Raw genomic sequence first — 24470 nt, 5'->3', positions numbered from 1 at the left:
TACTATTTGTTAGCACATCTAAATTTTGATAACTTTCAGAAAGAAATAAAATTCATAACCAACAAAATTTTTGTACTATGACATATTTACCTGCTGAAAACCGCTACGATTCGATGCTTTATAACCGCTGTGGAAAGTGGGGTTTAAAACTGCCGGCTGTTTCACTGGGCCTCTGGCATAATTTCGGGGGAATCGACAATTTTGAAAACGGCCGCGCCATGCTTCACCGGGCCTTCGACCTGGGAATTACCCACTTCGACCTGGCCAATAATTATGGTCCGCCTCCGGGGTCTGCTGAAGAAAATTTTGGAAAAATACTGAAACAGGATTTCAGTGCCTACCGCGACGAACTGGTAATATCCTCGAAAGCCGGCTACCTGATGTGGCCCGGACCTTACGGTGAATGGGGCAGCCGCAAATATGTGCTGGCAAGCCTCGATCAAAGCCTGAAACGCATGGGACTCGATTACGTGGATATCTTCTACTCGCATCGTCCGGATCCGGACACGCCGCTGGAAGAAACCATGATGGCACTCGACCATGCCGTTCGTTCGGGCAAAGCATTGTATGTGGGCATTTCAAACTACCCGGCTGACATGGCCAAAGAAGCCGCCCAAATTTTGAAGGATCTTGGAACTCCCTGCCTGATGCACCAGCCACGCTATTCAATGTTTGAACGCTGGGTGGAAGACGGACTTCTGGATGTGCTGGAAGAAGAAGGAATTGGCTGCATCCCGTTTTCGCCGCTGGCGCAGGGGTTGCTCACCGATAAATATTTAAAAGGAATACCGGATGGTTCACGTGCCACCCGCGAAGTTTTCCTGAAAAAAGAAGATGTGGAATCGGCACACGACAAAATTGTTCAACTGAATGAAATTGCCCAAAACCGCGGGCAGTCGCTGGCGCAAATGGCACTGGCCTGGATATTGAAAGACAACCGGATTACCTCGGTTTTGATTGGAGCCAGTTCAGTAAAACAAATTGAAGACAACGTGGCCATGCTGCAAAAACGTTCGTTTTCAGATGAAGAACTGGGACAAATTGAAAAAGTATTAAAGAAATAATACTACCTTGTTTACTGGATAAATTAACATCCGAAATGGCATAAAAACAGATTGGAGGCAAAGAGAAAGCCCCGCCGGTTGGCGGGGCTTTTCAGCTTAAACATATATTTCTAAATCATTCTGTTCACCTTAATTAAAGGCTTAAAAGCATTTCTGCCCCCCAAAAGAGACCGAAGATAATTGCCATGCCAGCAATTGCTCCTGCTGCCAGTGACAGGATTAAATTTACCGGCAGCTTTTGTTTTTCATTCTCAGCACTTGTTGTAATAACAATCTGATTCTGATTTGTTTTTGTTTCCATTGTTTTCCGTTTTTGTTTAAAAAAGACAAATTTGTCTTTTGCAAAAGTATCTATTTTTCTCAAACATGTTTCAAAACATAAATAAAAACAGCTCTCTGTTAAATTACTGTTAATGTACCGGTTACGATTACAGTAACGAATCCTTCCCCAAAAAAGTTTACGGAAAAAATTTGAGATATCAACAATATACTTCCTTAAAGCCTGCCTGGCTTTAGGTAGCGGGAGTTTAAAACGGTTAATAAATTTTAGATTGCAGACTCAAACTGCTTCAAAAACCGGATATCATTTTCGAAAAAGTAACGGATGTCTTTAATCCCATATCGGAGCATTGCAATCCGTTCAATTCCCATTCCGAATGCAAAACCGGTATATTTGCGGCTATCGATGTTACAGGCTTCCAATACATTTGGATCGACCATTCCGCAGCCCAGAATTTCGAGCCAGCCGGTATATTTACACACGTTGCAACCTTCGCCTCCGCAAATGGAACAACTCACGTCCATTTCGGCGCTGGGCTCTGTAAACGGGAAATACGAGGGGCGCAGCCTGATTTGGGTTTCTTCGCCAAACAATTCCTTCGCAAAATACAACAGCGTTTGTTTCAAATCAGCAAACGATACATTTTCGTCAACGTACAAACCTTCAACCTGATGAAATATACAATGTGAACGTGCCGAAATGGCCTCGTTGCGAAATACTCGGCCCGGGAAAATTGCACGAATAGGTGGTTCTTTTTGTTCCATCACCCTGATTTGCACGCTCGAAGTATGGGTGCGAAGCAGAATATCCGGATCTTTTTCGATAAAAAAAGTGTCCTGCATATCGCGGGCAGGGTGCTCGGGCGGAAAGTTCAACGCCGAAAACACATGCCAGTCGTCTTCAATTTCAGGACCTTCGGCAACGGCAAAACCTAACCGGCCAAAAATGTTTATTATTTCGTTTTTCACCAGTGCCAGCGGGTGGCGTGTTCCCAGCTTTACAGGTTCCCCCGGGCGGGTTAAATCCAAACCGTCGGTACCCGAATCGCTTTTACTGAAAGAATCGCGCAGGTTATTGATTTTGTCGAGCGTAAAATTTTTCAGGTCATTAATGGCTTTCCCAACTTCTTTTTTTTGCTCGTTGGGCACATTTTTAAAATCGGAAAAAAGCTGATTGATTTTCCCTTTTTTGCTGATGTACTTAATTCTCAATTCATCTACCTCTTCAAGAGTGGAAGCTTTTGCTTCATCGATTTCCTGTTGTAAAGCCTTGATCTTTTCTAACATTTCGGGCCAGTTTTTTTTATTGAAACGACAAAGATAATCATTCCTGCTAAAATCAAAGTTCAGCAAAATAAAAGCTCCAAATATAAATTTAGCATGAAGGAAAGCAGCATTTACGAAATAAATGTTTTGCTTAAAAAAAAAGGCGGTACCTTTAAAGAAGATACCGCCGGGAATTAAAAGCCAACCTTTCAGGATGGCTGAATTTATGTAGTTCTAACTGAGCACTAAACAAATGTCCCACGCCACATTAATTCCTACAAATTTTATGCCAGCCCATCCAATACATCAATGCGCCAAGTGCTTCACCTCACTGTTTTTTCCCGCATAATTTTCAACGGTTTAAATAATTTCTAAAACCTGAAACCAGGACAGAATTCAATTCCAGTTCCAATAGGCATTTATAATTGAATAAATAGTGAGATGAATTAAATTTGCAGAAAAACAGCGTTTTAATTACTTTTCGAGAAAAATCATCAGGCGCAAGTGTGCGCTGTGTTAAAGATTAGACTCGTTTAGGACGATTAAAATGCAAAACATATATTCCAAATATTTCTCTGAGGAATCGCTCTGGAAAAAAATCCAAAAGTTTTCAAAAACTGCGGGAGCAACTGTTGTGTACGCTGTTCTACTTCTTTTTTACGTTATGAAATCAAAGGAAGTAACGGTTAAAACAAAAGTATCAATTGCTGCCGCACTCGGTTATTTTATCCTCCCCACTGATGCCATCTTCGACTTAACACCATTAGTTGGTTATACCGATGATTTGGGGGTGTTGATCTTTGCCCTCTCGCAGGTTTCATCAAGCATCACCCCTGAAATTAGAAACAAAGCAAGAACAAAACTTGGGGAGTGGTTCGGCGAAATAGATGAAGATGAACTTCAGGATTTAGAAAATAAAATATTCTAAACAAAAGATTTAATCACCACTATTTCACCCCCTTAATAAATGTTAATTTTTAGCAGTTGCTAGTTTATGGCACTTTTTTTGGATTGATTCAAAACAACAATACTTAACACTGTTACAATTTTGACTGTTAAGTTTGTTCTGTTTAACATGACTTTGATCCGTAATTTATGCGGAAAGTTTTTCTGTTTTTTAACGAAGGATAAACAACCCCTTCGAACTTGTTTGGTAAATAGCCGGTTAAAAGCCGGCTATTTTTCAATTGTAAATTTTGCCAATCCCTTATCTTACAAAATGTGCCTCTTATGGCTGAAGTAAAATTTTCAACATGGGTTAAATCATTTACCTTTGCCGTTTAAATTCCTACGAAATGATTGATTTTACACTTTTACAATGGGTGCTCCTGTTTTTTTGCGCAATGTTTATTGGCATGTCGAAAGTTGGAGTTCCCGGAGTATCAATGATTGTTGTTCCTGTTCTGGCAATTATTTTCGGTGGCAAGGCATCTACAGGTGTTTTGCTGCCAATACTTATGATGGCCGATTGGTTTGGAGTAGGTTATTATCACCGTCATGCAAAATGGAACTATTTATGGAAACTGCTCCCCTGGGCATTTGTAGGTGTAGGAATTGCCTTGTGGGTAGGTGAAGTGGTCAACGACGAATGGTTTAAAAACATCATTGCCCTACTCGTTTTTATTTGCATTGGCTTAATGCTTTGGAAAGACCGTAAAAAAAGCGCAAACTTTTTCCCCGACACCTGGTGGTTTGCTGCATCGATGGGAGTTTTGGGAGGTTTTGCCACTATGATTGGAAATGTTGCCGGCCCTATATTTGCTATCTATTTATTGGCCATGCATCTTCCAAAAAACAATTTTATTGGCACCCAGGCCTGGTTCTTTCTAATCATTAATGCCAGTAAATTCCCGCTGCATATTTTAATATGGAAAACCATTAACTGGCAAACACTAAAACTGGATTTGATGCTTTTACCCGGAATTGCGCTGGGAGCTTTCCTGGGAATTTGGCTCGTAAAAAAAATACCCGATAAAACATATCGTGCGTTCGTAATTATTGTTACTGTGTTATCTGCTTTTCTTTTGCTGATTTAATGTGTAAACATAAAATGTGTTTTTGTACATTTGCAAAAAATAAAGTCAAAACACAAACCAGTTAAAAAACTGCTAACAACAAAAAAACATGGAGCCACTCACTCTTTTTTTCAAGGATATTAAAATTGAAAATATACTTGATATTGGAACCGGCAGTGGAGATTTCATTCACACTTTGAAAGAAACATTTACAGATGCCAAAATTACGGCCGTTGACCCTGATAAGGATTCGTTAGCAACGGCACGAACCAGGTTTCCTGACATCGGTTTTAGTGAAATGGTTGCAGAAAATCTTCAATTCAACGATAATTCGTTCGATTTGGTAAGTATTTCAATGGCCCTGCACCACCTGAACAAAATCAGAAAAGGGCTGACCGAGATGAAAAGAGTGGTAAAACCGGGAGGTTGGATAATTATAAATGAATTGATAAGCGACAATTTAAATCCGGCGCAGGAAGTGCATAAGATGTACCATCATTTTAAGAGCCGCATCGACCGCATGACAGGCATTTGCCACCGCGAAACATTTACTAAAGCCGCGATTCTGCAAATGCTGAAAACAGCTGCAATTCCCGTACAGTTCTTTTTTGAATACAACCAAAAAATTAATCTTACTGAAAGCGATGAAGAACTTGAGCAAAGGGTAAAAAAAATGGAAGAGGCGCTTGAAAGAATAAAAGGCCGAAAAGAATACGATCTGATGAAACCCGAAATTGACACTTTCAAAGAAAAAGCAAGGGTTCATGGATTTCAGCCTGCAACAAAACTGGTAATTGCCGGAAGGATAAAATAAAATCAATCACTGCTTAACGCTTCGGCACCACTCACAATTTCAAGTATTTCGTTTGTAATTGATTCCTGCCGTTCTTTGTTATATTGAAGTGTAAGATCCTTAATTAATTCAGTTGCATTATCAGTTGCCTGGTGCATGGCCGTCATTCTTGCCCCGTGTTCGGCGGCGTGCGAATCGAGCAGTGCCTTGTAAAACTGAATTTTTAATGAACGGGGAATAAGTTCACGAACAATAAATTCTTTTGAAGGCTCAAAAATATAATCGGTAAATTCAGAAGTTTCATTTTTGTCATCCATTTCAACCGGCAAAAACTGTTCAGCTGTATTGATTTGAACGGCTGCATTTTGAAACTGATTATATACCAAGTCGATACGATCGTAATTTTTATCAGTAAAAGATTTCATAATGGCCGTTGCCAGCTCGGTCACATGCTCAAAATCGAGGTGGTCAAACAACTCACTTTTACTTTCAATCACGTTCATATCCCGCAATTTAACCTGTCGCTCGCCTTGCTTGCCAATGCACAAAAACTCCACATTCCCCAACCTGCTTTGCATGCTGTAATTTGCTTTTACATGCTCAACGGCTTTTTTGGCAATATTTAAATTAAATCCTCCACAAAGACCACGATTTGACGAGATAAGAATTATCAGCACTTTTTCAGGGTCCCGAGGTTGGGTATAAACTGAATCGGCCTCATTTTCCAGGCTGCCACTAAGCGAAACAAGAATCTCATGCAATTTGCCGGCATAAGGCCTGATCCTTAAAATAGCATCCTGAGCTTTTTTCAGCTTGGCCGCCGAAACCATCTTCATTGCACTGGTTACCTGCCGGGTGGTTTTTACCGATGCAATGCGCGTGCGTATTTCTTTTAAACCAGCCATACTTTATTAATCCTCTTCTTCAGTTTTCTTTTTGTATTTTTCGGCCACCTCCATTGCTACATCTTTCAATACTTTTTCAATTTTATCAGTTAAATTACCCTGCCTGATTGAGTCCAACACATCGCGATGTTCCATTTCCATCAGCTCAAGAAAAGCGTTTTCAAATTCTTTTATCTTTTCAACAGGAACAAACCTCAACAACTCCTTCACCCCGCAATAAATGATAGCAACCTGATGTTCAACCCGCATGGGTGAGTATTGCTTTTGTTTCAGAATTTCCACGTTTTTGCGGCCTTTGTCGAGAACCCGCATTGTTGCCGCATCGAGGTCGGAACCAAATTTTGAGAAAGCTTCGAGTTCGCGGTACTGGGCCTGATCGAGCTTAAGCGTACCCGACATTTTTTTCATGGACCTAATCTGGGCATTTCCACCTACCCGGGAAACTGAGATACCCACATTAATTGCCGGTCGCACTCCCGAGTTGAACAAATTGGAGTCGAGAAAAATTTGCCCGTCGGTAATTGAAATTACATTGGTTGGGATGTATGCCGAAACATCGCCTGCCTGTGTTTCAATAATTGGCAGCGCGGTTATTGAACCACCTCCTTTTACTCTGCCTTTGAGGCCTTCAGGAAGGTCGTTCATCTGTTTTGCAATTTCATCCGATTCAATAATTTTTGCTGCCCGCTCGAGCAGACGCGAATGCAGGTAAAATACATCGCCGGGATAAGCTTCCCTTCCCGGTGGGCGCCGCAACAACAATGAAACTTCGCGATAAGAAACAGCTTGTTTCGAAAGGTCGTCAAGGATAATTAATGCATCGCGGCCCGTATCACGGTAATATTCCCCGATGGCCATTCCTGCATAGGGGGCATAAAATTGCAAAGCGGCAGGGTCTGAAGCCGTTGACGAAACAATTACGGTATAATCCATTGCGCCATGTTTTTGCAATGTTGAAGCAATATTTGCCACGGTAGAACCTTTTTGGCCAACTGCCACATAAATGCAATAAACCGGCTCGCCTTTTTCAAAATTTTCGCGCTGGCTGATGATGGTATCGATTGCCACAGCTGTTTTACCGGTTTGGCGGTCGCCAATTATGAGCTCACGCTGGCCACGGCCAATTGGAATCATAGCATCAATTGCTTTCAAACCGGTTTGCAATGGCTGTTTTACCGGTTGCCTGAAAATTACCCCCGGGGCCTTACGTTCGAGCGGCAGTTCTGTTAATTCGCCCGTAACAGGTCCTTTCCCGTCAACAGGCTCACCAATTGTATTTATAACCCTGCCAATGAGTTTTTCCCCAACGTTTATTGAAGCAATGCGATTGAGTCTTTTAACTGTGTCGCCTTCTTTAACGTCTTCCGATGCGCCCAAAAGAACTGCACCAACGTTATCTTCTTCCAGGTTTAATACAATCCCTTTTATCCCGCTTTCGAATTCAATCATTTCATTCGATTCCACATCGGAAAGGCCGTAGATACGGGCAATACCATCGCCCACCTGCAAAACGGTACCAACTTCCTCCAGTTCTGCTTCTGACCTGAAATTTTCAAGCTGTTGTTTCAGGATTTCAGATATTTCAGCCGGTTTAATATTTATCATTCTACTATTTGTTTGCTATGAAAGTCCTTTAAATCATTTATTTATCATTTCCTGCTTAATTTTTTTAAGCTGCGTATTAATGCTTGCGTCGTATTGTTTGTCGTCTATGCGCAAAATCAGTCCGCCTATAATGTGCGGATTTTCGCGGGCTGTGAGCTCCACTTCTGTTTTCAGTTCATCCTCAAATATTTTTTTTGCCTTTTGCAGCAGTTTCTCATCAACAGGTTTTGCTGTGGTCAAAACAGCCGTTTTAATATTTTTTTCTTTACGAATGAGCGCGAGCGTGTTTCTGCACATCGAAGGGATATAGACTTCACGCTTTTTATTGGTAACCAGCACCAGAAAATTCATTGTTATTTCATGAATTTTCTTCCTGAATATTTGCCGGATTATGCTGATTTTTTTCGAAGTGGTTACAACCGGGCTTTTCAACAGCAGATTAAATTCAACCGAATGATTACAAACATCGGCAATCAAATCCATATCATTTTTCAGGTCAGCGAGAAAATCTTTCTCGTTGGCCAGCGAAAAAATGGCTTTGGCGTACCTAACTGATATTGCACTTTCATCCATAGTGTGTTGTACTAATTCAATTCTATTTCATCAACTATCCGTTTCACCATTTCCTGTTGATTTTTATCATCAGCCATTTCTTTTCTGATTACTTTTTCGGCAATCATTAACGAGAGTTGGGCCATCTGCTTTTTCATCTCGTTAACAGCTTTTGCCCTTTCGTTTTGAATTTGCTGACGGGCGTGCTCAATACTCCGCTGTGTTTCGGCCGATGCTTTTTCTTTGGCCTCGGCAATAACACTTTCTTTCAGGTTCATTGCTTCGCGTAAAATCGATTCTTTTTCTTTACGGGCCTCTGCCAGCAACTCTTCATTTCCGGCTTTCAGTTTATCCATTTCCTGGCGCGCTTCCTGGGCCGCATTTAATGCAGTTTCAATTGATTCTTCCCGCTCATACAATGCATTCAGAATAGGTTTCCAGGCAAATTTTTTCAGCACAAATGCCACGATTGAAATGATGATAACCATCCAAAATATCGTACCTAAATTCGGAGTAACTAATTCCATAGTCAGAATTTTTTATGATGAAAGAATTTTTTTCTAAAAAACGAAACAGCGCTACGGCAATCCCGCAGATCACTGTTTCGGCTTACTTGTTAAACAAACAATACCAACGCACAAACGATTACGGCAAAGAAGGATACGCCTTCAATCAGAGCTGCCGAAACAATCATGTTCGAACGGATATCTCCGCTGGCTTCGGGTTGCCGGGCTATGGCTTCCATAGCACTTGCCCCGATGCGGCTGATGCCATAAGCAGCACCGATTGCTGTAAATGCGGCACCGAATGCTGCCCCGAATTCAGCAAAATTTGCCCTGGCTGCAGCTTCGGTTGCTTGTAACAATACACTTAAAATAGCTGATAACATAGCAGTTAAATTTAAAAATGAATATTAATGACTATCTGCTGTTGCCATTCCAAAATAGATGGCCGACAACAGGGTGAAAACATAAGCTTGAATGAACGAAACCAATACATCGAGCAAAATCATAAAAACCCCAAAAATTATGGAAACAGGACTAACCCCATAACCAGCAGCAGGTCCCATTAAACTACCAAAAATAAAAATCAAACTCAGAAAGACTGTAACAATCATGTGCCCGGCCAGCATGTTGGCAAACAAACGTACCATTAGCACGAATGGTTTGGTTATCATTCCCGTTATTTCCAGCAATGGCATTAACGGAATGGGTATTTTTAGCCACATGGGAACATCCGGGTTAAAAATTTCTTTCCAGTAATGTTTGTTCCCCCTGATATTGGTTACAAAAAAAGTAAAAAGTGCCAAAACCATTGTTACGGCAATGTTCCCTGTTACGTTTGCCCCGAATGGAAAAATGGGAATTAATCCCAGCAGGTTATTCAAAAGAATAAAAAAGAACAACGTAAGCAACGGCGGCATAAATTTCCGGTATTTTTTTTCGCCGATTGAAGGTTTTGCAACTTCATCGCGAATAAAAACGATAACCGGTTCGAGCAAATTTTGTACTCCAGATGGGGCCCTGCCCCTGTTTTTCTTTGCATTGCTGGCTGCCGAAAATAATAGCCAAAACAAAACGATTACAGAAACAATAGCTCCGGTAACTGTTTTGGTGATAGAAATATCTAATGGCCGGCCAATTTCGTACCCCTGGCTGTCAACTTCTACTATTTTTCCTTTAAAGTCTTCACTTTGGGAGATGCGGAACCCACGGTAATCATCATGGCCGTGATGAAATTTGGTGGACATGAAAACATGCAGTTTTTTTCCCTCGTGAAGTTCCGGGTGATTGCTATACAAAATAATTGGGAGGGGCACGCTTATGTGCGTGTCGCCAAAAGAGGCAATGTGCCATTCGTAGGCATCCAAAACATGCTCAATAACAAATTCACCGGCATCAAATCCTTCTTCTGAATGGGCTTCTGCAGTGTTTGAATTTTCGTGTGTTTGTTGCTCTTGTGCTGTTGCCGGACTGAACCAGAAAACGGCACTTATAAGTGTTATTAACAAACTTTGGATTAGTGTTGGCATAGCCTAATCTTGTTTTTCAAGCAACTGCAAAATTAAAAGTTTTTTCCATGCATTTGCCGAAATTGATATATAATTCTATAAATATTTATATATGTCTTCTCCAAACAGCTGACAATATTGTAATTTCTTAATTTACAAATAAGTTTTGATTCTACCTGTCTTTTTTTGTGATTCGGGCTAAATCAGCCACTTCAATAAAGGTAAAAACCAAATAAACCACTACAATTGAGACAATAAATGCAGGGATATTTTCGGAATGAGTAATAAGAAACACAATGGCAACACCGGAATAGAGCACCAGCCGTAAAAGCGAAACAATCATACTACTGCGGGTAAAGCGTCCTAAATCTTTTTTTAACAGGGAAAGCTGCCAGGCATATATTAAAATAGTAACCACGGCAAAAAATGCCAGCATCCACGGCAAAACAGGGAGATAATGACCGGGAGCAAACTTTGTGAAAATTGCCCAGCCCGCTGCGGCCAAAACAACTACAGCAATTAAAATTTTAACAATGAAACGCTTTAACTCCCTGCTCATTTTTTTAAAATATTACGGGTTGAATAAAAAACTGCCCCAACAACCGATAAAATCATCAGCCCAAGTGTAAAACCTTTAAATTCGTTATCCATCCACTGGTCAATTTTATAGCCGAGAAAAGTTCCCAAAGCTATCATAGCCATCATTTCAAAAGCCAGGCTGGAATAACGGATAAATGCATCGAATTTATTTTTGTTCTTTTGTTTGCGCTTTTTCATTCTTTCCTTTGGAATCGCCCATGGTGCAGTTTCCGGTAAAAATTGAACCGGGCTCAACCGATAATTTGCCGGCAATAATATCACCCTCGATTTTGGCAGAAGCTTTCATTGTAACCAGCTCGTAAACAGTAAGTTTACCCTTCAAAAAACCGGAAACTTCGATGTTATTACAATTTACTTCACCATTTACTTTGCCTTTAGGTCCTATTACCAATCGCCCTTTTGCTTTAATATTCCCAACAAGTTCTCCATCAATTCTAATATCGCCATTTGAAGATATGTCGCCATTTATTAACGTGCCTTCGCTTATTATATTAATTGACTGGTTTTGAAGTTCACCATACGATTTCCCCGATTGTTTTGCCATTTTAAATTTCATTTGTTTAAAACATAGATATCCTTTTTCAACTCCTGTATTGGGAAGGGCGGCTGAAATTACAAATTTTTTACGATCACGGCAAAGGCATTGCGGAAATTATGTATCAGCAATGCCTGATAAAATTTACCAACACAACTATTCTGATTCTGTTTAAAAAAATAAAGGCGTGAATATAGAAGAAAAAATGAGGGGCCGCAATGGAAGGGTTAAAGCATTAATAAAAACTTAAGTTTTTGCAGAACAATCAATTAAAGCGCTCGAAAAGTCTGCAAAAGGGCAAAAAAAAAACCAGGTTAAAACCTGGCTTTAAACTGCAATTTCTTTTTCAATTACCTGCTTGCCCCTGTAATATCCACACTCAGGACAAACGGTGTGGTATTTTACTGTTGCCCCACAATTTGAGCAAGTGGCAAGTGTAGGAAGCGACGCTTTGTAATGTGTGCGTCTTTTATTCCTTCTCGTTTTTGATGTTTTGCTCTTTGGATGTGCCATTTTATTTCAATTTTTAATTATTATTTTTCAGTTTTCTCAAAGCCTCCCAACGAGGATCGATATCATTTTCTTTTTTCTCTTCTTCGCTCTCTTCTGCGTGGGTAAAATTATCCAATCTTTCAATCATGTCAGTATCGCATCCGCTTTCCCCGTTCTTTTTGTCGGGGTGAACATGCTTTAAAGGAATGCTCAACACAATATATTCGTAAATTAACTGGGCAAGGTTAATGCGATGTTCTTCTGGTAAAACCCAGAAAATTTCATCATCGTCGATATTATTGCTGGTATCACCAAATTTCACGTAAACCTCAAATGAGTTTTTAATTTTCTGGTGATAATTTTCGAGGCAACGGTCGCAGGTAAGTTCCACCCATCCTTTAATTTTGAAATACAATTTCAGGAAGGTGTTTCGCTTTTCCAAATCTACCTTAACGGCCAGATTGCCAACACTCACCATGCCCTGATCAAAATGCTCAAAGAACTTATCTTCAATTTCATATTCGAACTCATGCAGGCCTTCTTTAAGGCCTTTAAACTCCACGTCGTATTTTGTTTTCCAGCCCATGTTCGAAAAAAGTGTTGCAAAAGTATAAAATTTTTATAAACGCATGAAGGATTCTGCAATTTTTAAAAATTTAACCTGTTGGTTTTTACGCAAAAGTTACAGTCAATAATTTTTCGTCTGAAAATAATTGTTTCTTAAGCCGTTAAAAACAGCCTATACAAGTTGATTGGTTTCCACATCAGGGAAAATTATGGAGGGTTTAAAAGATTTGGCCTCTTCAAAATCCATTGATGCATAAGAGATAATAATCACCACATCGCCAACAGCAGCTTTCCGGGCTGCCGGGCCGTTGAGGCAGATTGTTCCCAAGCCGCGTTCTCCTTTAATAATGTAGGTTTCAAGCCTTTCTCCATTATTAATGTTAACCACCTGCACCTTTTCGTTTTCAATTAAATTGGCGGCATCCATCAAATCTTCGTCAATAGTGATGCTCCCCACATATTGCAGGTTTGCCTCGGTAACGGTTACTTTATGTATTTTCGATTTACAAACTTCTATTTGCATAATTCGTTAATTCAATATTATCTATCAAACGTATTTGACCACAAAATACAGCAATACAGCCCACTTTTTTAGTATTACCGCTCCAGTTTTCAACAGGTTTAAGATTTTCTTCATCAACTACCTCAAAATATTCAACATCGAGAAACGGGTTTTTGTTGATTGTTTCGGTCACCCATTTTTTTAGCTCATATACGGATTTTTCATGGGTTTGTTTTTTTGCCGCCGAAAGTGTTTTGTAAATCAAAGCAGCATTTTGCCTTTCTTCGCTGTTGAGCAGTTCGTTTCTCGAACTCATAGCCAGGCCGCTTTCCTCGCGCACAATCGGACAGGGAACAATTTCAATATCCATGTCCAACATGCTCACCAGTTTATTAATTATGGCCACCTGCTGAAAATCTTTTTGCCCGAAGTAGGCCCTGTCAGGGTTAACCAATTCAAATAATTTACTCACCACTTGCGCCACTCCGTTAAAATGGCCCGGCCTGTGCGCTCCTTCCATTACCTGTTCCATTTCCCCGAAATCAAATTTCCGGGTATCGGGCTTCGGATAAATCTCGTCGGGCTCAGGTGCAAAAACAAGGTCACATCCCGTAGGTTCGAGCATCTTTAAATCGGCCTCAAGGTTTCGCGGATATCGTTTTAAATCGTTGGCATCGTTAAACTGGGTAGGATTTACAAAAATACTTACCACTACCCCATTGTTTTCTTTCATGGCCGCTTCAACCAACGACAGATGGCCGGAATGCAAAGCTCCCATTGTGGGAACAAAACCGATTGCTCCATTTTTCCTGAGTATCGCTAATTTCTCTTGCAGCTCATTATTTGTTTTAACCAACTTCATCCGATGAAATTTTACCCTGCAAAGTAAATAAATTTAGTTGTTAGTTAATCAGCCCCGGAATTAGTTTATCGTCAGCAGGAAGCAGAAAAAATATATTGTCGTTACAACACGATGATAACGACCGAATTGATTATTACCGATATTTTTATTACCTTTGCGCATTGTATAAACCGCGCTTACAGGTCAATGGAAAAGAAAAAGATCCTTTATATTTCGCAGGAAATCACCCCCTACTTACCCGAAACAGAAATGTCGGAAATTGCCCGCTATTTGCCACAGGGCATTCAGGAAAAAGGCAGAGAAATAAGAACTTTTATGCCCCGATATGGTTCGGTAAACGAGAGACGTAATCAATTGCACGAAGTAATCCGCTTGTCGGGGATGAACATGGTTATCGACGATACCGACCATCCGCTGATTATTAAAGTAGCCTCGATACAGGCTGCCCGGATGCAGGTTTATTTTATCGATAACGAAGATTATTTCCACCGCAAACATGTTATCACCAATTCAAAAGGCGAAGAATTTGAAGATAACGACGAACGTGCGCTGTTTTTTGCCCGTGGCGTGCTGGAAACCGTAATTAAATTACGCTGGGCTCCCGATTTAATTCACTGCCACGGTTGGATGACAGCACTGGTCCCGCTTTTCATAAAAAAATATTACTACAACGATCCGCTTTTTGAGCAATCGAAAGTAGTTTACTCGTTATACAACGACGACTTTAAAAAACCACTGAACAAAGATTTTAATAAAAAAGTACTGCTCGAAGGAATTAAGCCGGATGATGTGAGTAAATTAAAAACGCCAACTTACGAGAACCTCAGTAAAATGGCTGTCGACTACTCCGATGCGGTAATTAAAGGCACGGAAAACATTAACAGCGAGGTGGAAAAATATGTAAAATCTTCTGAAAAATTATTTTTAGACTACCAGCCAAAAGAAACTTACATTGATGCTTACAACGATTTCTACGAAAAAGTTTGGTAAGCCCATTCTGTTAAAAGATCAAATTTAATCCTAAAAAATTCAAATTTAAATTCAATTGCACAGTACCCTCAACGTTTTTTTATACGTTTGTGTAATTTTCAGAGTTCAAAAACCGTTACAAAAGAAAATACTACGTGATACGCAGAATAATGAATAGATACCACTTGATTACCGGGACAATAGCATTGCTCATTTTGTTTGTTTCGTGCGAAGAAAATAACGATTTGGGCATGGATCTTCTCCCGTCCGAAGATTTGATAGAGGTAAGAAGTCTTGTTGAGAAAAGCAGCATCTCATCATACACCTACCGCGAAGATTCAATACAAACCGATGAAAGCTCCAAAAGCCTTATCGGAACCTTTAACGACCCCGAATTTGGGGAAACAAAAATTGATTTTGCGGCGCAGTTCAGGCTGCAGGCTTATCCCGAATACGGAACCAACCCGGTGGTGGATTCAGTAAAACTTTTTCTCTATTACCGCGGAATTTACGGCGACACGGTTACCCCGCAAACTTTTAATGTGTATGAACTGGAAACGGCCCTCGATGTTGACGCTGACTATTACCAGGGAACAGACCTGAAAAGCCTGGCTTCCGACCAACTGATTGGCCAGCTGGAATATACGCCCCAAATCAGGCTCGACTCTGCGTCGGCCGATACATTTTTTCAGCTCATTTCCATTCCGCTCGATAACTCGCTGGGCAATAAACTGGTAAATGCCGATTCACTTCAAATGGTAAACAACGATGTTTTTCTTGAATATTTCAAAGGGCTTTACATTGAAACTGAGAAAGATACTGATGAAGGGGGTGCCATTTTACAGCTCGACGCGGCATCAACCTCTGAGTTCCAGGGATCAGCAATGGTGGTTTATTATAACAACGACGAAAATATGGAAGCCGATGAGCCTGACACCCTGCTGAACCCCTATGTAATTACCCAGTTCAGCGCCCGGGTAAATTCTATTCAACATGATTATTCGGAAACAGCTTTTTTCGACAACCTGAATGCTGACACCGGGGATGATTCGCTGATTTACGTGCAGTCAACCGGCGGGCTAAAATCCAAAATTTATATCGAAAATCTTACTCATTTGATAGATTCAATAAAAGTTAATGAACAAGGAGATTCTGTAAAGATAGCTATTAACAAAGCCGAACTTGTTTTCCAGATTGACACACTTGCTTCCGAAGTGGAAAAATACCCTCCCCCTCGCCAGCTACTGTTTACCGTGCTGGATGAAGAAGGGCGGGAGTTTTTGCCGGCCGATTACATGTTTAGCCCGGTATTTTACGGAGGTGCGATGAACCCCAATGATTATACATACAAATTCAACATTACTCAACATATCCAGCAAATAATTGATGACAAAGATGTTAAAAACCTCGGTTTCTTTTTAACCACCGCGCAAAAAAACAACGAAGCCAACAGGGTAGTAATAAAGGGCAGCGGAAGCCAAACCGGCATTAAACTGATAATTACTTACTCCAAGTTTAATCAGTAGCTAACAGAATTTAAAAATTTCATGTATCCCCTGTTTTTGCGATTGCTGAAAAAATGGGAACATTGGATCTTATAACATACTTGCTTATTGGTATTGGTTTGAGTTTCGACTCATTTGCCGTATCGGTTTCGTGTGGCCTGATGAAACAGGAAATACGATTTAAACAAGCCATTCCCATTGCATTTTCACTGGCGCTGTTTCAGGCCATATTTCCAGTAATTGGTTGGTTTGCCGGGAGCACAATCCAAAATCTTATCAGCTCAGTTGACCACTGGATAGCATTTATTTTACTTGCCATTATAGGGATTAAAATGATTGTGGAGGGGGTAAAACCAAACGGCACCCTGCAAAATTTCAATCCTTTCAGTATCCGTTTGGTTCTTAGTCTCTCTGTTGCCACCAGCATCGACGCACTTGTAGTAGGCCTCAGTTTTGGTTTCATGGAAATACCAATATTATATCCTGTAATAATTATTGGAGCTGTAACATTCATTGCCTCAATGCTGGGCATGTTGTTTGGAAAAAAAATCCCTGCAAAATGCAGCCACCAATCGCTTATTTTAGGAGGAATAATCCTGACCGGAATGGGTTTAAAAATACTGATTGAACATCTGTGGTTCTAACCTGTTTAATTCATGCGTTTAGTTTGATGTAGGTGCGAGGCGTCGGAACCCGCAGACATAGTTATCTATTTCAAGGGTTTCGCAACGAAGCAGATGCATTAAAATAAACGCACTTGTGAAAAATATTTTTCTTTCATCTGTTTTACAAATCATTTTCAAACAGCACTTTACCAATTCAAAAATATTTTTCATGAATTAAACAGGCTAAATCAAAAAAAAGAATGACATACCGGTAGTACATCATCCTTTTCAATCGGGTCAATCCAAATTTGTTCTAATTCTTTTTGATAATTGCCACCCAACCGCCGCCGGGTGCCATTTCAATATTTATCTCTGAATTGTTGGTCACATTTATTTCCTGCTGTGCAAAATCAGCAGCATGTTTGGCTGCATTGATGCCGTCTTTCCAAACTTCCATATTATAATTCCCCTCGGGAAGGAAACTCAGGTCGAAATCCATTTCTCGTGGCGACCAATTGGTCATGCCGCCCACAAACCAGGTATCGCCCGAGCGGCGCGCCATTAAAATATATTCTCCCACTTTGGCATCGAGCACTTTGGTATCGTCCCAAACGGAGGGAACTGCTTCCAGAAACTCCATGCACTCCGGCTCGCGGTAGTAGTTCGATGGATTGTCGGACAACATTTGCAGCGGACTTTCAAACACCACGTACATTCCCAACTGATGGCAGCGGGTTCCGGGGCTCATGGGCTCAGTAAAAATATCGCGGAAATTTTCCTTGTTTTTGTTAATCATGGCTCCCGGCGTGTAATCCATAGGGCCAGCAACCATTCTGATAAACGGAAGTAAAAGATTGTGATCCGGATCAGGCTGGTCCGACCATTTACAGTTCTCCATTCCCATCACTCCTTCGTATGAAATTACATTCGGGTACATGCGGTCGAGCCCAACGGGTTTGTAGGCTCCGTGGTAATCCACAAGCATTTCGCGTTCGGCACATTCCCTTGCAATTTTTTCATAGAAATTCACCATCCACTGGTCGTCGCGTTGCATAAAGTCGATTTTAATTCCTTTCACGCCCCATGCTTCAAACTGGTCGAGTGCCTCGGTGAGCTTATCGTCGAGTGCTTTCCAAACCACCCAAAGAATAACGCCAACACCTTTGTCTTTCCCGTAATCAACCAGTTCCTGCACATCAATTTCATCTTTCACATGCATGATGTCGTCGAGGTGGTACCAGCCTTCGTCGAGGATTATGTAATCCAGGCCGTATTCAGCCGCAAAATCGATGTAATATTCATACGTTGCATTGTTTACACCCGACTCAAAATCAACGCCGTAAACGTTCAATGCGTTCCACCAGTCCCAGGCTACTTTCCCGGGTTTTATCCACTCTGTATCTTCCAAAACATTTTCGGGAGCCAGCTTGTAAATCAAATCCGATTCCACAAGTTGTTTGTCCTCATCGGATATTATCATAGCCCGCCACGGGAAGCTTTTCGGCCCGGTCAGTTCGGCAATGTAATCGGCATATTTTACCGGCGCCACATCGCGATCAGTGCGCTGTTCTTCCTCCAAAACCACTCCGGCAAATTTGCCTTCGAGCCGGAAAGGATTTTCTTCAGAACCTCTTAAAAACATACCAGCGTAGTCCGTAATCAAATCCGATTCGGAGATGTACACTTTTACGTTGTTTCCGGCATCTACCAGCAAGCCGGTTGACGCAAACCGGTCGGGTGAAATATCCGAGAGTTTTACATCAAGGTAGGAACGCTCCTGGTGGGTAAACATGCTTTCCTCTTCCGGGAACCACACTTTGTGGTTGGCAGGAAAAGTAAAAGTAGCCAGTTCATTCATCACTTTCAGCGGTCCTTCTTCCGTAACTTCCCAGCGGTAAGCCACACCTTCGTCGTACGCCCTGAAATGCAGGTTGTAACCCTTAAATCTCAGGGTCAATTCATTGTACACATCCGGAATTTTGGCATACTTCCGCTGAACGGTTGGAATTATCACCTCATCAACCGAGGTTGTTTGTGCACGCCTGACTTTTGCGTCTTCTCCCAACACTTCATCTTCGAGTGTCATTGAAATGGGCGAGGGGGAAATAATCTCTTTGTCTCCCAAAAAAACAGAATAGTGAATGCCTTCCTCCACAGCAACTTTAACCATTATTCGGTCAGAGGGCGAATTTATGGAATAATCCTTTGCTAATAACTGGTTCATAAAAAGAATAGATAAGAACAAAAGTGCATATTTTTTCATGATAATTTATTTTTGATTTACAGGCCACAAGTTAAGAAGAAATATGGAAAAAGGATAGCATCGACCGTAGCAAAGTCAGCGCTTTTCACAATATATCATCCAACCTTTTGGAATTTTGGCGGTTGTCGAAAAATGTCAGCAGATAAATAATTTGTAATTTAAAAATACAATTTTTTCAAAAATCCCAGGTCAGTCAGTAGCCTGCCTTTTACTTAAGAGCCGGGGCTATTTTATTGTTTTTTCAACATTCAATATTTTTTTTAGCTGATAAGCCACAGCCTCACTCTTCGTGAGACTATGACTTTGTCAAAACCTTCTATCCCAGTTTTGTTTCGGAACGGTTGCCGGCTTTATCTACGGCAGCAATGAGTATCTCGCTGCCTGTCTTTTCGGTTTCAAAAACAAAGGGCCTGCTTTTTAAAGTTTGCGGCTGATGGGGCACCTCACCTGCTTTTTGGCCGTCAATAATCACCTCGTAATGCGAAACGGGTTCGTCGCCGGCCAGGGCAGTTTGCCAAATAATTTTATGCTTGCTTCCTTCCTCTTGTATCGCGGGATTCCGGGGAGCGCTCAAACCTTCATTTTCCAGTGCCTGGAAATAGTTGGTTTTCCCTTCTTTTACTTTGGCTGCATGGGTTTCAATTTTTCGGCGCTCTTCGGCCGATAATCCGTCGGATTCAATCTGCGCGGCATAAAAATTCTGCACCAGCTGGCACTTCATGGGATCGTCGTCAATCTGGCCGATACCAATAATCAACGTGTGAATTCCCGGCGTGGTAAGTGCATACTCTACCAGCGGGCGGCTGGGCAGTTCGGGCGCTCCTACTTTCCGGTACACATCGGCAGGCACGTTCGACCATTTCGGTTCTTTATGATACATGGCCGCATCGGCAAAAACTTTCATGCCGATTATTCCCATGCCTTTGGCTTCGGCAACCGGGATAACATTGTGCTGCATGTTCATTTTCAGCTTGTCGTTGGCATTGATGGCCACAAGCATTCCGTCGAGGAGTCCGTATTCATCGCGCTGGATCATCTCCATCATGGCAGGCGGATGGGCGTGCCCCGAGAAACCGATATGACGGATCAGTTTTTCATTTTTCGGGTTCATCCCGGTATGATTGGTACCGTCGCGTAAATCGCGCAAAGCCACGAGCGCACCAAAATTTCCTTCCGGATTGAGAGGCGTATCCAGGCCTTCATACAACACATCCACTTCATCCATGTTATGCAGGGTATGAATCAGCACCATATCGAGGTAAGCCCCCTCGGGATACCAGCCTTTGTTATCGCCAAACAGTTGGGTGAGCGAGCGTTTTACATCGTCAACGGCGCATTGCACTTCTTCCCCGTTCGACCAGTTACTCACATTTTCCCGCTCCGGCCAGCCGGGTTTTCCCCAGCGCATAGCCGTTTTGCTGGTCAGCCAGATGGATTTGCGCAGTTCTTCGTTGTAACCGTCTTCACCGGGAATCAGGTTCAGCTTTTTAAAGGCTTTGTTGTAATTCAGCTGACTGTCAGCGTACAGGTTGGACGTGTCGAAATAATTGACACCCAAATCGAAGGCTTTTAGAATGATGGGAACAGGATCGACATCTTCGGGAGTCCACTGCAGCGATGCCTGGCCACCCAAACCAAGTGTTGTTACATTGAAGCCCAGTTTACCAAACGGGCGCTTCATGGGCGCGGGAACATTCTCCACGTTACATCCTCCAAATGTCATTGTTGATACCGCGGCTGTAGTTGCGGCCGAAACTTTTATAAAATTCCTTCTCGAAATCGGGTATTTTTCTTTTTTCTCCATAGCATTGTTTTTTTTATAAAGATACAAAAAATGATCGAATTACCTTCAATCCGTAACTTTAAGTATCAGGTTGTCAACAAGTAAACTTGCAAACTTTTAGTTCACAAAACCCGCAAGGGCATAAACCAGGGCAGCCTGCCAGTTGATGGCCACTTCGTTGTGGCTGTACGATTCTTCTTCATCCACCCAGTCGGTTGCCGAATGGCCGCCACCTACGATGTACCCCGGCCAGGGTGCTTCCACATCGTCGGCTCCGGATCGGCGATCGTGCGGATTCATGGGCGGGTTCAATCCCAGACCGGTCACATACGAACGGTTGTAATAATTATGCCCAAAAATATGGTTCACAGCATCCAGCGCAGTTTCAATATATTTTTTATCGGGCTGAAGTTTATTGGCCACCTGCAGGTTAACAGTTTGCCGTGCTACAGTGCCGTTGCAGCCCCAGTAGTAGCGGCCTGCCAGCGGACGGTTATACACATCTTCCTGTGCCTTTTTTACCAGATCACCAGCATTTTCAAGAATATCTTTACGAATGGTTTGCGCTACCTGTGGGTTTTTTCCTGATCTTTCTGAAAGGGCGTAAGTGAACATCCCCAGATTGGAAACATCGCTCCAGTCCCAGTTTTCGTCGATTTCAAACTCCATGTCAGCAGCCCGTTTTTCGAAGTCGGCCAGGCATTCCGGATCGCCGGTGGTTTCCCATAGTTCGGCAGCGGCCCACAGGCGGTCGTCCACATTCCGCGACTGGTAGCCCCCCGTTTGAAAATCGCCCTGCTCAAAGCGCTTATATTCGGGATTTTCCTGCAGAAACCGGTAACTCACCCAGGCGGCATCGAGGCATTTTTGGGCATATTCTGCATCGTAAGATTTGAAATGGCGGGCAGCCATGGCCATCAAAGCCACGAAATCGGCAGTGGCCGCCGAGCTCCATTCAGTGAAATACCGTTTTTCGTGGTCGTCCTGTGGCATAATAAACCCAGAAAAGTTGGTGCGGGTAAGTTTGTGCGACACTCTGCCCGAGCCGTCGGGGTACTGCATTTTCAAAATCCAGTCGGTTTCCCATTTCAGCTCTTTCAAAAATTCAGGATACCCCGGCGCAGTTTCCGGAAGTTCATACTCAACCTTTTCCAGGTTTACCTGAAAATGATCCCAGGCATAAAACAGCACACCCAGCGTTACTCCTGCGTTCACCACGTATTTTCCGTGGTCGCCGGCATCGTGCCAGCCGCCGGTGCCGTTGCGCTGCGAGCCGGGTTTACCTATGTAATCTTCATAAGCATCTTTCAAATGGCAAGCCTCTGTTTCATACACATTTCCTTCGTATTCACCGTGGACTCCCATTCCGCAACGCCACAAATAAAAAGCCCGCATGCTAGTTTTTGCCGCAAAACGAAAAGCATCGTCTGCAATTTCAAATTCAGTGGATTTGCCCAAGCCTGGCACTTCCAGATAATATTTTCCGGGTGTTTTAACTTCTGAAAAATCGGCGATCCACACATTCTGGTCCACATCTTTCTGAAATTTGGGACCGGTGGATTTGCCCGTAAAAACCTCTTTGGCGGTTTCGGCATTCACCACTTTAAACGATTCACATTCATGCGGAATAGCTGCTGATTTTTTCAACTCAGGTAAAAATCCGATTGAATTTAGATGCACCGGATACGTTTGGGCAGCAACTGAAAATGAAAGGGTTAACAAAACAAAAAGGGAGGGAATCACTCTTCTCATCGCTATTGATTTAGGTTATTAATTTTCACAGGGTTGAAGTTATGCAATTTTTTTAATTGTGGAAAATACAAAAAGAAAAACCATAGTATCGAACGCTCATATCCTTCACATAAAAAATGCGGCTGGAAAATTTCAGCCGCATTTTTTATGTTATTTCTCCTCCCGGGAAAATATAGGAATTACCTTCTATTTCAGGTTTTTAATCCGATCCATTGCTTCAATTGTGCTTTCGCGGTCGGCAAAAGCGGAGAAACGGAAGTAACCTTCGCCGGCCGGGCCGAATCCGGAACCGGGGGTTCCCACAACATTGGCTTCTTTAAGCACTTTATCGAAAAAGTCCCACGAAGTCACTCCCTCTTTTGTTTTTACCCAAATGTAGGGCGCATTTACACCGCCAAAAACTTCATACCCAATTTCAGTAAGGCTTTCTTTCATAATGCGGGCGTTCTCAAGGTAATACCCGATTACTTCAGCAATTTCTTTTTTACCTTCTTCGGAAAACACGGCGGCTGCGGCTTTTTGCACCGGGTACGAAACGCCGTTGAACTTGGTCGATTGCCTGCGGTTCCACAGCGGTTTAACTTTGTGTGGGTTGCCGTCCGAGTCGTAACCCACCAGCTCTTCCGGGATTACGGTAAAAGCACAGCGCGTTCCTGTAAATCCTGCAGTCTTAGAGAAGCTGCGGAATTCAATAGCCACCTCTTTTGCGCCTTCAATTTCATAAATAGAATGCGGAATGTTCTCTTCCGTAATAAACGCCTCGTAAGCTGCATCGAAAAGAATAATGCTTTTGTTTTCGCGGGCATAGTCCACCCACTTTTTCAGCTCTTCTTTTGTGGCTACAGTCCCCATCGGGTTATTGGGATAGCACAGGAAAATCAAATCCGGTGTTTCTTCCGGCAGTTCCGGCACAAAGTCGTTTTCAATGGTACACGGCATGTACACAATTCCTTCGTAGTGGCCGTTGGGCTGGCCTTGACCTGTTTTGCCCGACATTACAGTGGTGTCAGCATAAACCGGGTAAACCGGGTCGCAAATGGCGATTTTATTGTCGTGCCCGAAAATCTCCTGGATGTTCCCGGTATCGCATTTCGAACCGTCGGAAATAAAAATATCGTCGGCCGAAATCTCGACTCCCCTGCTTTGGTAAGCATTTTTGGCGATGGCTTCGCGCAAAAAGGCATATCCCTGCTCGGGACCGTACCCTTTAAACGTTTCGGCTTTGGCCATCTCGTCCACACCTTCGTGAAATGCCTTTACCACACTCGGAACCAGCGGCTGCGTAACATCACCGATGCCCATTTTAATTACTTTCTTATCCGGGTTCGCTTCCATGAATTCACTCACCCTTCTCCCTATTTCCGGGAAGAGATAGCCCGCCTGAAGTTTCAGGTAATTTTCATTAATTTTTGCCATAAATTATTCTTTTATTCAATTATTTGCTCTTTTGTGTACATACGTGCAAAGTTAAAAATAAAATTATCAGCAATGAATTCACTCTCTGGTACGGGAACAATATCGGCAATGTTTAATACTTTTGTAAAA

26 protein-coding genes are annotated in these 24470 nt (G+C 42.2%); 7 read left to right on the top strand and 19 right to left on the bottom strand.

The window, feature by feature from the left end; all coding sequences use genetic code 11:
* The first annotated feature begins 77 nt into the window (after positions 1–77).
* A complete protein-coding gene (gene mgrA, locus BUC07_RS11775; protein ID WP_073169644.1) occupies positions 78–1064 on the top strand; it encodes an L-glyceraldehyde 3-phosphate reductase in 987 nt (328 codons plus the stop codon).
* Between the two features lie 133 nt (positions 1065–1197).
* Here the strand turns inward: mgrA and BUC07_RS20940 are convergent, their stop codons facing one another.
* Both BUC07_RS20940 and pheS read right to left on the bottom strand, forming a co-directional pair.
* Positions 1198–1365 (bottom strand): hypothetical protein, encoded by a 168-nt coding sequence (locus tag BUC07_RS20940; RefSeq protein ID WP_175552525.1) that lies wholly within the window; start codon positions 1363–1365, stop codon positions 1198–1200.
* A gap of 245 nt (positions 1366–1610) precedes the next feature.
* Positions 1611–2630, bottom strand: a complete 1020-nt coding sequence (gene pheS / locus BUC07_RS11765; RefSeq protein WP_073169757.1) for a phenylalanine--tRNA ligase subunit alpha — start codon at positions 2628–2630, stop codon at positions 1611–1613.
* 643 nt (positions 2631–3273) lie between these two features.
* Here pheS and BUC07_RS11760 point away from each other — a divergent pair.
* The 3 genes from BUC07_RS11760 to BUC07_RS11750 all read left to right on the top strand — a co-directional run bounded on the left by BUC07_RS11760 (position 3274) and on the right by BUC07_RS11750 (position 5438).
* Complete coding sequence (locus BUC07_RS11760; RefSeq protein WP_217652689.1) at positions 3274–3537, top strand: YkvA family protein; 264 nt, start codon at positions 3274–3276, stop codon at positions 3535–3537.
* A gap of 367 nt (positions 3538–3904) precedes the next feature.
* Positions 3905–4645 (top strand): sulfite exporter TauE/SafE family protein, encoded by a 741-nt coding sequence (locus BUC07_RS11755; RefSeq protein ID WP_073169637.1) that lies wholly within the window; start codon positions 3905–3907, stop codon positions 4643–4645.
* A gap of 88 nt (positions 4646–4733) precedes the next feature.
* Entirely contained in the window at positions 4734–5438 is a 705-nt protein-coding gene (locus tag BUC07_RS11750) for a class I SAM-dependent methyltransferase (protein ID WP_073169635.1), read from the top strand.
* A gap of 2 nt (positions 5439–5440) precedes the next feature.
* On the opposite strand, the gene atpG is transcribed toward BUC07_RS11750, so the two are convergent.
* The 13 genes from atpG to panC form a co-directional block, all read right to left on the bottom strand.
* Complete coding sequence (gene atpG / locus BUC07_RS11745; protein WP_073169633.1) at positions 5441–6322, bottom strand: ATP synthase F1 subunit gamma; 882 nt, start codon at positions 6320–6322, stop codon at positions 5441–5443.
* 6 nt (positions 6323–6328) lie between these two features.
* The gene (atpA, locus tag BUC07_RS11740; RefSeq protein WP_073169631.1) at positions 6329–7927 is read right to left on the bottom strand and encodes a F0F1 ATP synthase subunit alpha; all 1599 of its coding nucleotides are present in this window, start codon (positions 7925–7927) and stop codon (positions 6329–6331) included.
* Between the two features lie 33 nt (positions 7928–7960).
* Positions 7961–8500: an ATP synthase F1 subunit delta gene (gene atpH / locus BUC07_RS11735; RefSeq protein ID WP_073169629.1), complete on the bottom strand. Its 540-nt coding sequence runs from the start codon at positions 8498–8500 to the stop codon at positions 7961–7963.
* Positions 8501–8511: 11 nt separating this feature from the next.
* Positions 8512–9006: a F0F1 ATP synthase subunit B gene (atpF, locus tag BUC07_RS11730; RefSeq protein WP_073169627.1), complete on the bottom strand. Its 495-nt coding sequence runs from the start codon at positions 9004–9006 to the stop codon at positions 8512–8514.
* An 89-nt stretch (positions 9007–9095) separates the two neighbouring features.
* Positions 9096–9368 carry an ATP synthase F0 subunit C gene (atpE, locus tag BUC07_RS11725; protein ID WP_073169625.1) on the bottom strand — a complete coding sequence of 91 codons (273 nt, stop codon included), beginning with the start codon at positions 9366–9368 and terminating at the stop codon, positions 9096–9098.
* Between the two features lie 24 nt (positions 9369–9392).
* Complete coding sequence (gene atpB / locus BUC07_RS11720; protein ID WP_083578222.1) at positions 9393–10511, bottom strand: F0F1 ATP synthase subunit A; 1119 nt, start codon at positions 10509–10511, stop codon at positions 9393–9395.
* Between the two features lie 151 nt (positions 10512–10662).
* A complete protein-coding gene (locus tag BUC07_RS11715) occupies positions 10663–11049 on the bottom strand; it encodes a hypothetical protein (protein ID WP_073169623.1) in 387 nt (128 codons plus the stop codon).
* Positions 11046–11267, bottom strand: coding sequence for an AtpZ/AtpI family protein (locus tag BUC07_RS11710; protein WP_073169621.1), 222 nt, complete (start codon positions 11265–11267; stop codon positions 11046–11048). The genes BUC07_RS11715 and BUC07_RS11710 overlap by 4 nt, the downstream gene beginning before the upstream one ends.
* Entirely contained in the window at positions 11236–11634 is a 399-nt protein-coding gene (locus BUC07_RS11705; protein WP_073169751.1) for a bactofilin family protein, read from the bottom strand. The genes BUC07_RS11710 and BUC07_RS11705 overlap by 32 nt, the downstream gene beginning before the upstream one ends.
* 318 nt (positions 11635–11952) lie before the next feature.
* On the bottom strand, positions 11953–12138 hold the full coding sequence (gene rpmF / locus BUC07_RS11700) for a 50S ribosomal protein L32 (protein WP_073169618.1): 186 nt from the start codon (positions 12136–12138) through the stop codon (positions 11953–11955).
* Between the two features lie 13 nt (positions 12139–12151).
* Positions 12152–12703 (bottom strand): YceD family protein, encoded by a 552-nt coding sequence (locus BUC07_RS11695; protein WP_073169616.1) that lies wholly within the window; start codon positions 12701–12703, stop codon positions 12152–12154.
* Between the two features lie 153 nt (positions 12704–12856).
* Positions 12857–13207 carry an aspartate 1-decarboxylase gene (gene panD, locus BUC07_RS11690; protein ID WP_073169614.1) on the bottom strand — a complete coding sequence of 117 codons (351 nt, stop codon included), beginning with the start codon at positions 13205–13207 and terminating at the stop codon, positions 12857–12859.
* Positions 13188–14048 (bottom strand): pantoate--beta-alanine ligase, encoded by an 861-nt coding sequence (panC, locus tag BUC07_RS11685; protein WP_073169611.1) that lies wholly within the window; start codon positions 14046–14048, stop codon positions 13188–13190. Before panC ends, panD begins: the two co-directional genes overlap by 20 nt.
* A gap of 186 nt (positions 14049–14234) precedes the next feature.
* On the opposite strand from panC, the gene BUC07_RS11680 reads away from it, so the two are divergent.
* The 3 genes from BUC07_RS11680 (at position 14235) to BUC07_RS11670 (ending at position 17166) form a co-directional block, all read left to right on the top strand.
* Positions 14235–15038, top strand: coding sequence for a glycogen/starch synthase (locus tag BUC07_RS11680; RefSeq protein WP_073169749.1), 804 nt, complete (start codon positions 14235–14237; stop codon positions 15036–15038).
* Between the two features lie 149 nt (positions 15039–15187).
* The gene (locus BUC07_RS11675) at positions 15188–16543 is read left to right on the top strand and encodes a DUF4270 domain-containing protein (RefSeq protein ID WP_175552524.1); all 1356 of its coding nucleotides are present in this window, start codon (positions 15188–15190) and stop codon (positions 16541–16543) included.
* 53 nt (positions 16544–16596) lie between these two features.
* A complete protein-coding gene (locus BUC07_RS11670; RefSeq protein ID WP_073169607.1) occupies positions 16597–17166 on the top strand; it encodes a manganese efflux pump MntP in 570 nt (189 codons plus the stop codon).
* Positions 17167–17440: 274 nt separating this feature from the next.
* Here BUC07_RS11670 and BUC07_RS11665 read toward each other — a convergent pair whose 3' ends face one another.
* The 4 genes from BUC07_RS11665 to BUC07_RS11650 form a co-directional block, all read right to left on the bottom strand.
* Positions 17441–19390 carry a glycoside hydrolase family 97 protein gene (locus BUC07_RS11665; RefSeq protein ID WP_073169604.1) on the bottom strand — a complete coding sequence of 650 codons (1950 nt, stop codon included), beginning with the start codon at positions 19388–19390 and terminating at the stop codon, positions 17441–17443.
* 316 nt (positions 19391–19706) lie between these two features.
* Positions 19707–21194 carry an aldo/keto reductase gene (locus tag BUC07_RS11660; protein ID WP_073169602.1) on the bottom strand — a complete coding sequence of 496 codons (1488 nt, stop codon included), beginning with the start codon at positions 21192–21194 and terminating at the stop codon, positions 19707–19709.
* Between the two features lie 96 nt (positions 21195–21290).
* Positions 21291–22925: a glycoside hydrolase family 9 protein gene (locus BUC07_RS11655; protein ID WP_073169600.1), complete on the bottom strand. Its 1635-nt coding sequence runs from the start codon at positions 22923–22925 to the stop codon at positions 21291–21293.
* A gap of 186 nt (positions 22926–23111) precedes the next feature.
* Positions 23112–24341: an LL-diaminopimelate aminotransferase gene (locus tag BUC07_RS11650; protein WP_073169598.1), complete on the bottom strand. Its 1230-nt coding sequence runs from the start codon at positions 24339–24341 to the stop codon at positions 23112–23114.
* Between the last annotated feature and the right edge of the window lie 129 nt (positions 24342–24470).

This window comes from Tangfeifania diversioriginum, from assembly GCF_900141875.1.
Classification (GTDB): domain Bacteria; phylum Bacteroidota; class Bacteroidia; order Bacteroidales; family Prolixibacteraceae; genus Tangfeifania; species Tangfeifania diversioriginum.
Note: the sequence above shows the minus strand (reverse complement) of the source record. Positions and strands in the feature narration are given on the sequence as shown.

Coding starts and splice junctions, on each gene's coding strand:
- atpA (WP_073169631.1), bottom strand. CDS start 7,927: ATGATAAATATTAAACCGGCTGAAATATCTGAAATCCTGAAACAACAG.
- BUC07_RS11655 (WP_073169600.1), bottom strand. CDS start 22,925: ATGAGAAGAGTGATTCCCTCCCTTTTTGTTTTGTTAACCCTTTCATTT.
- BUC07_RS11710 (WP_073169621.1), bottom strand. CDS start 11,267: ATGAAAAAGCGCAAACAAAAGAACAAAAATAAATTCGATGCATTTATC.
- BUC07_RS11750 (WP_073169635.1), top strand. CDS start 4,734: ATGGAGCCACTCACTCTTTTTTTCAAGGATATTAAAATTGAAAATATA.
- BUC07_RS11705 (WP_073169751.1), bottom strand. CDS start 11,634: ATGGCAAAACAATCGGGGAAATCGTATGGTGAACTTCAAAACCAGTCA.
- BUC07_RS11755 (WP_073169637.1), top strand. CDS start 3,905: ATGATTGATTTTACACTTTTACAATGGGTGCTCCTGTTTTTTTGCGCA.
- BUC07_RS20940 (WP_175552525.1), bottom strand. CDS start 1,365: ATGGAAACAAAAACAAATCAGAATCAGATTGTTATTACAACAAGTGCT.
- rpmF (WP_073169618.1), bottom strand. CDS start 12,138: ATGGCACATCCAAAGAGCAAAACATCAAAAACGAGAAGGAATAAAAGA.
- atpE (WP_073169625.1), bottom strand. CDS start 9,368: ATGTTATCAGCTATTTTAAGTGTATTGTTACAAGCAACCGAAGCTGCA.
- panD (WP_073169614.1), bottom strand. CDS start 13,207: ATGCAAATAGAAGTTTGTAAATCGAAAATACATAAAGTAACCGTTACC.
- BUC07_RS11665 (WP_073169604.1), bottom strand. CDS start 19,390: ATGAAAAAATATGCACTTTTGTTCTTATCTATTCTTTTTATGAACCAG.
- BUC07_RS11680 (WP_073169749.1), top strand. CDS start 14,235: ATGGAAAAGAAAAAGATCCTTTATATTTCGCAGGAAATCACCCCCTAC.
- BUC07_RS11660 (WP_073169602.1), bottom strand. CDS start 21,194: ATGGAGAAAAAAGAAAAATACCCGATTTCGAGAAGGAATTTTATAAAA.
- panC (WP_073169611.1), bottom strand. CDS start 14,048: ATGAAGTTGGTTAAAACAAATAATGAGCTGCAAGAGAAATTAGCGATA.
- atpF (WP_073169627.1), bottom strand. CDS start 9,006: ATGGAATTAGTTACTCCGAATTTAGGTACGATATTTTGGATGGTTATC.
- mgrA (WP_073169644.1), top strand. CDS start 78: ATGACATATTTACCTGCTGAAAACCGCTACGATTCGATGCTTTATAAC.
- pheS (WP_073169757.1), bottom strand. CDS start 2,630: ATGTTAGAAAAGATCAAGGCTTTACAACAGGAAATCGATGAAGCAAAA.
- atpB (WP_083578222.1), bottom strand. CDS start 10,511: ATGCCAACACTAATCCAAAGTTTGTTAATAACACTTATAAGTGCCGTT.
- BUC07_RS11675 (WP_175552524.1), top strand. CDS start 15,188: ATGAATAGATACCACTTGATTACCGGGACAATAGCATTGCTCATTTTG.
- BUC07_RS11650 (WP_073169598.1), bottom strand. CDS start 24,341: ATGGCAAAAATTAATGAAAATTACCTGAAACTTCAGGCGGGCTATCTC.
- BUC07_RS11760 (WP_217652689.1), top strand. CDS start 3,274: ATGAAATCAAAGGAAGTAACGGTTAAAACAAAAGTATCAATTGCTGCC.
- BUC07_RS11695 (WP_073169616.1), bottom strand. CDS start 12,703: ATGGGCTGGAAAACAAAATACGACGTGGAGTTTAAAGGCCTTAAAGAA.
- BUC07_RS11715 (WP_073169623.1), bottom strand. CDS start 11,049: ATGAGCAGGGAGTTAAAGCGTTTCATTGTTAAAATTTTAATTGCTGTA.
- atpH (WP_073169629.1), bottom strand. CDS start 8,500: ATGGATGAAAGTGCAATATCAGTTAGGTACGCCAAAGCCATTTTTTCG.
- BUC07_RS11670 (WP_073169607.1), top strand. CDS start 16,597: ATGGGAACATTGGATCTTATAACATACTTGCTTATTGGTATTGGTTTG.
- atpG (WP_073169633.1), bottom strand. CDS start 6,322: ATGGCTGGTTTAAAAGAAATACGCACGCGCATTGCATCGGTAAAAACC.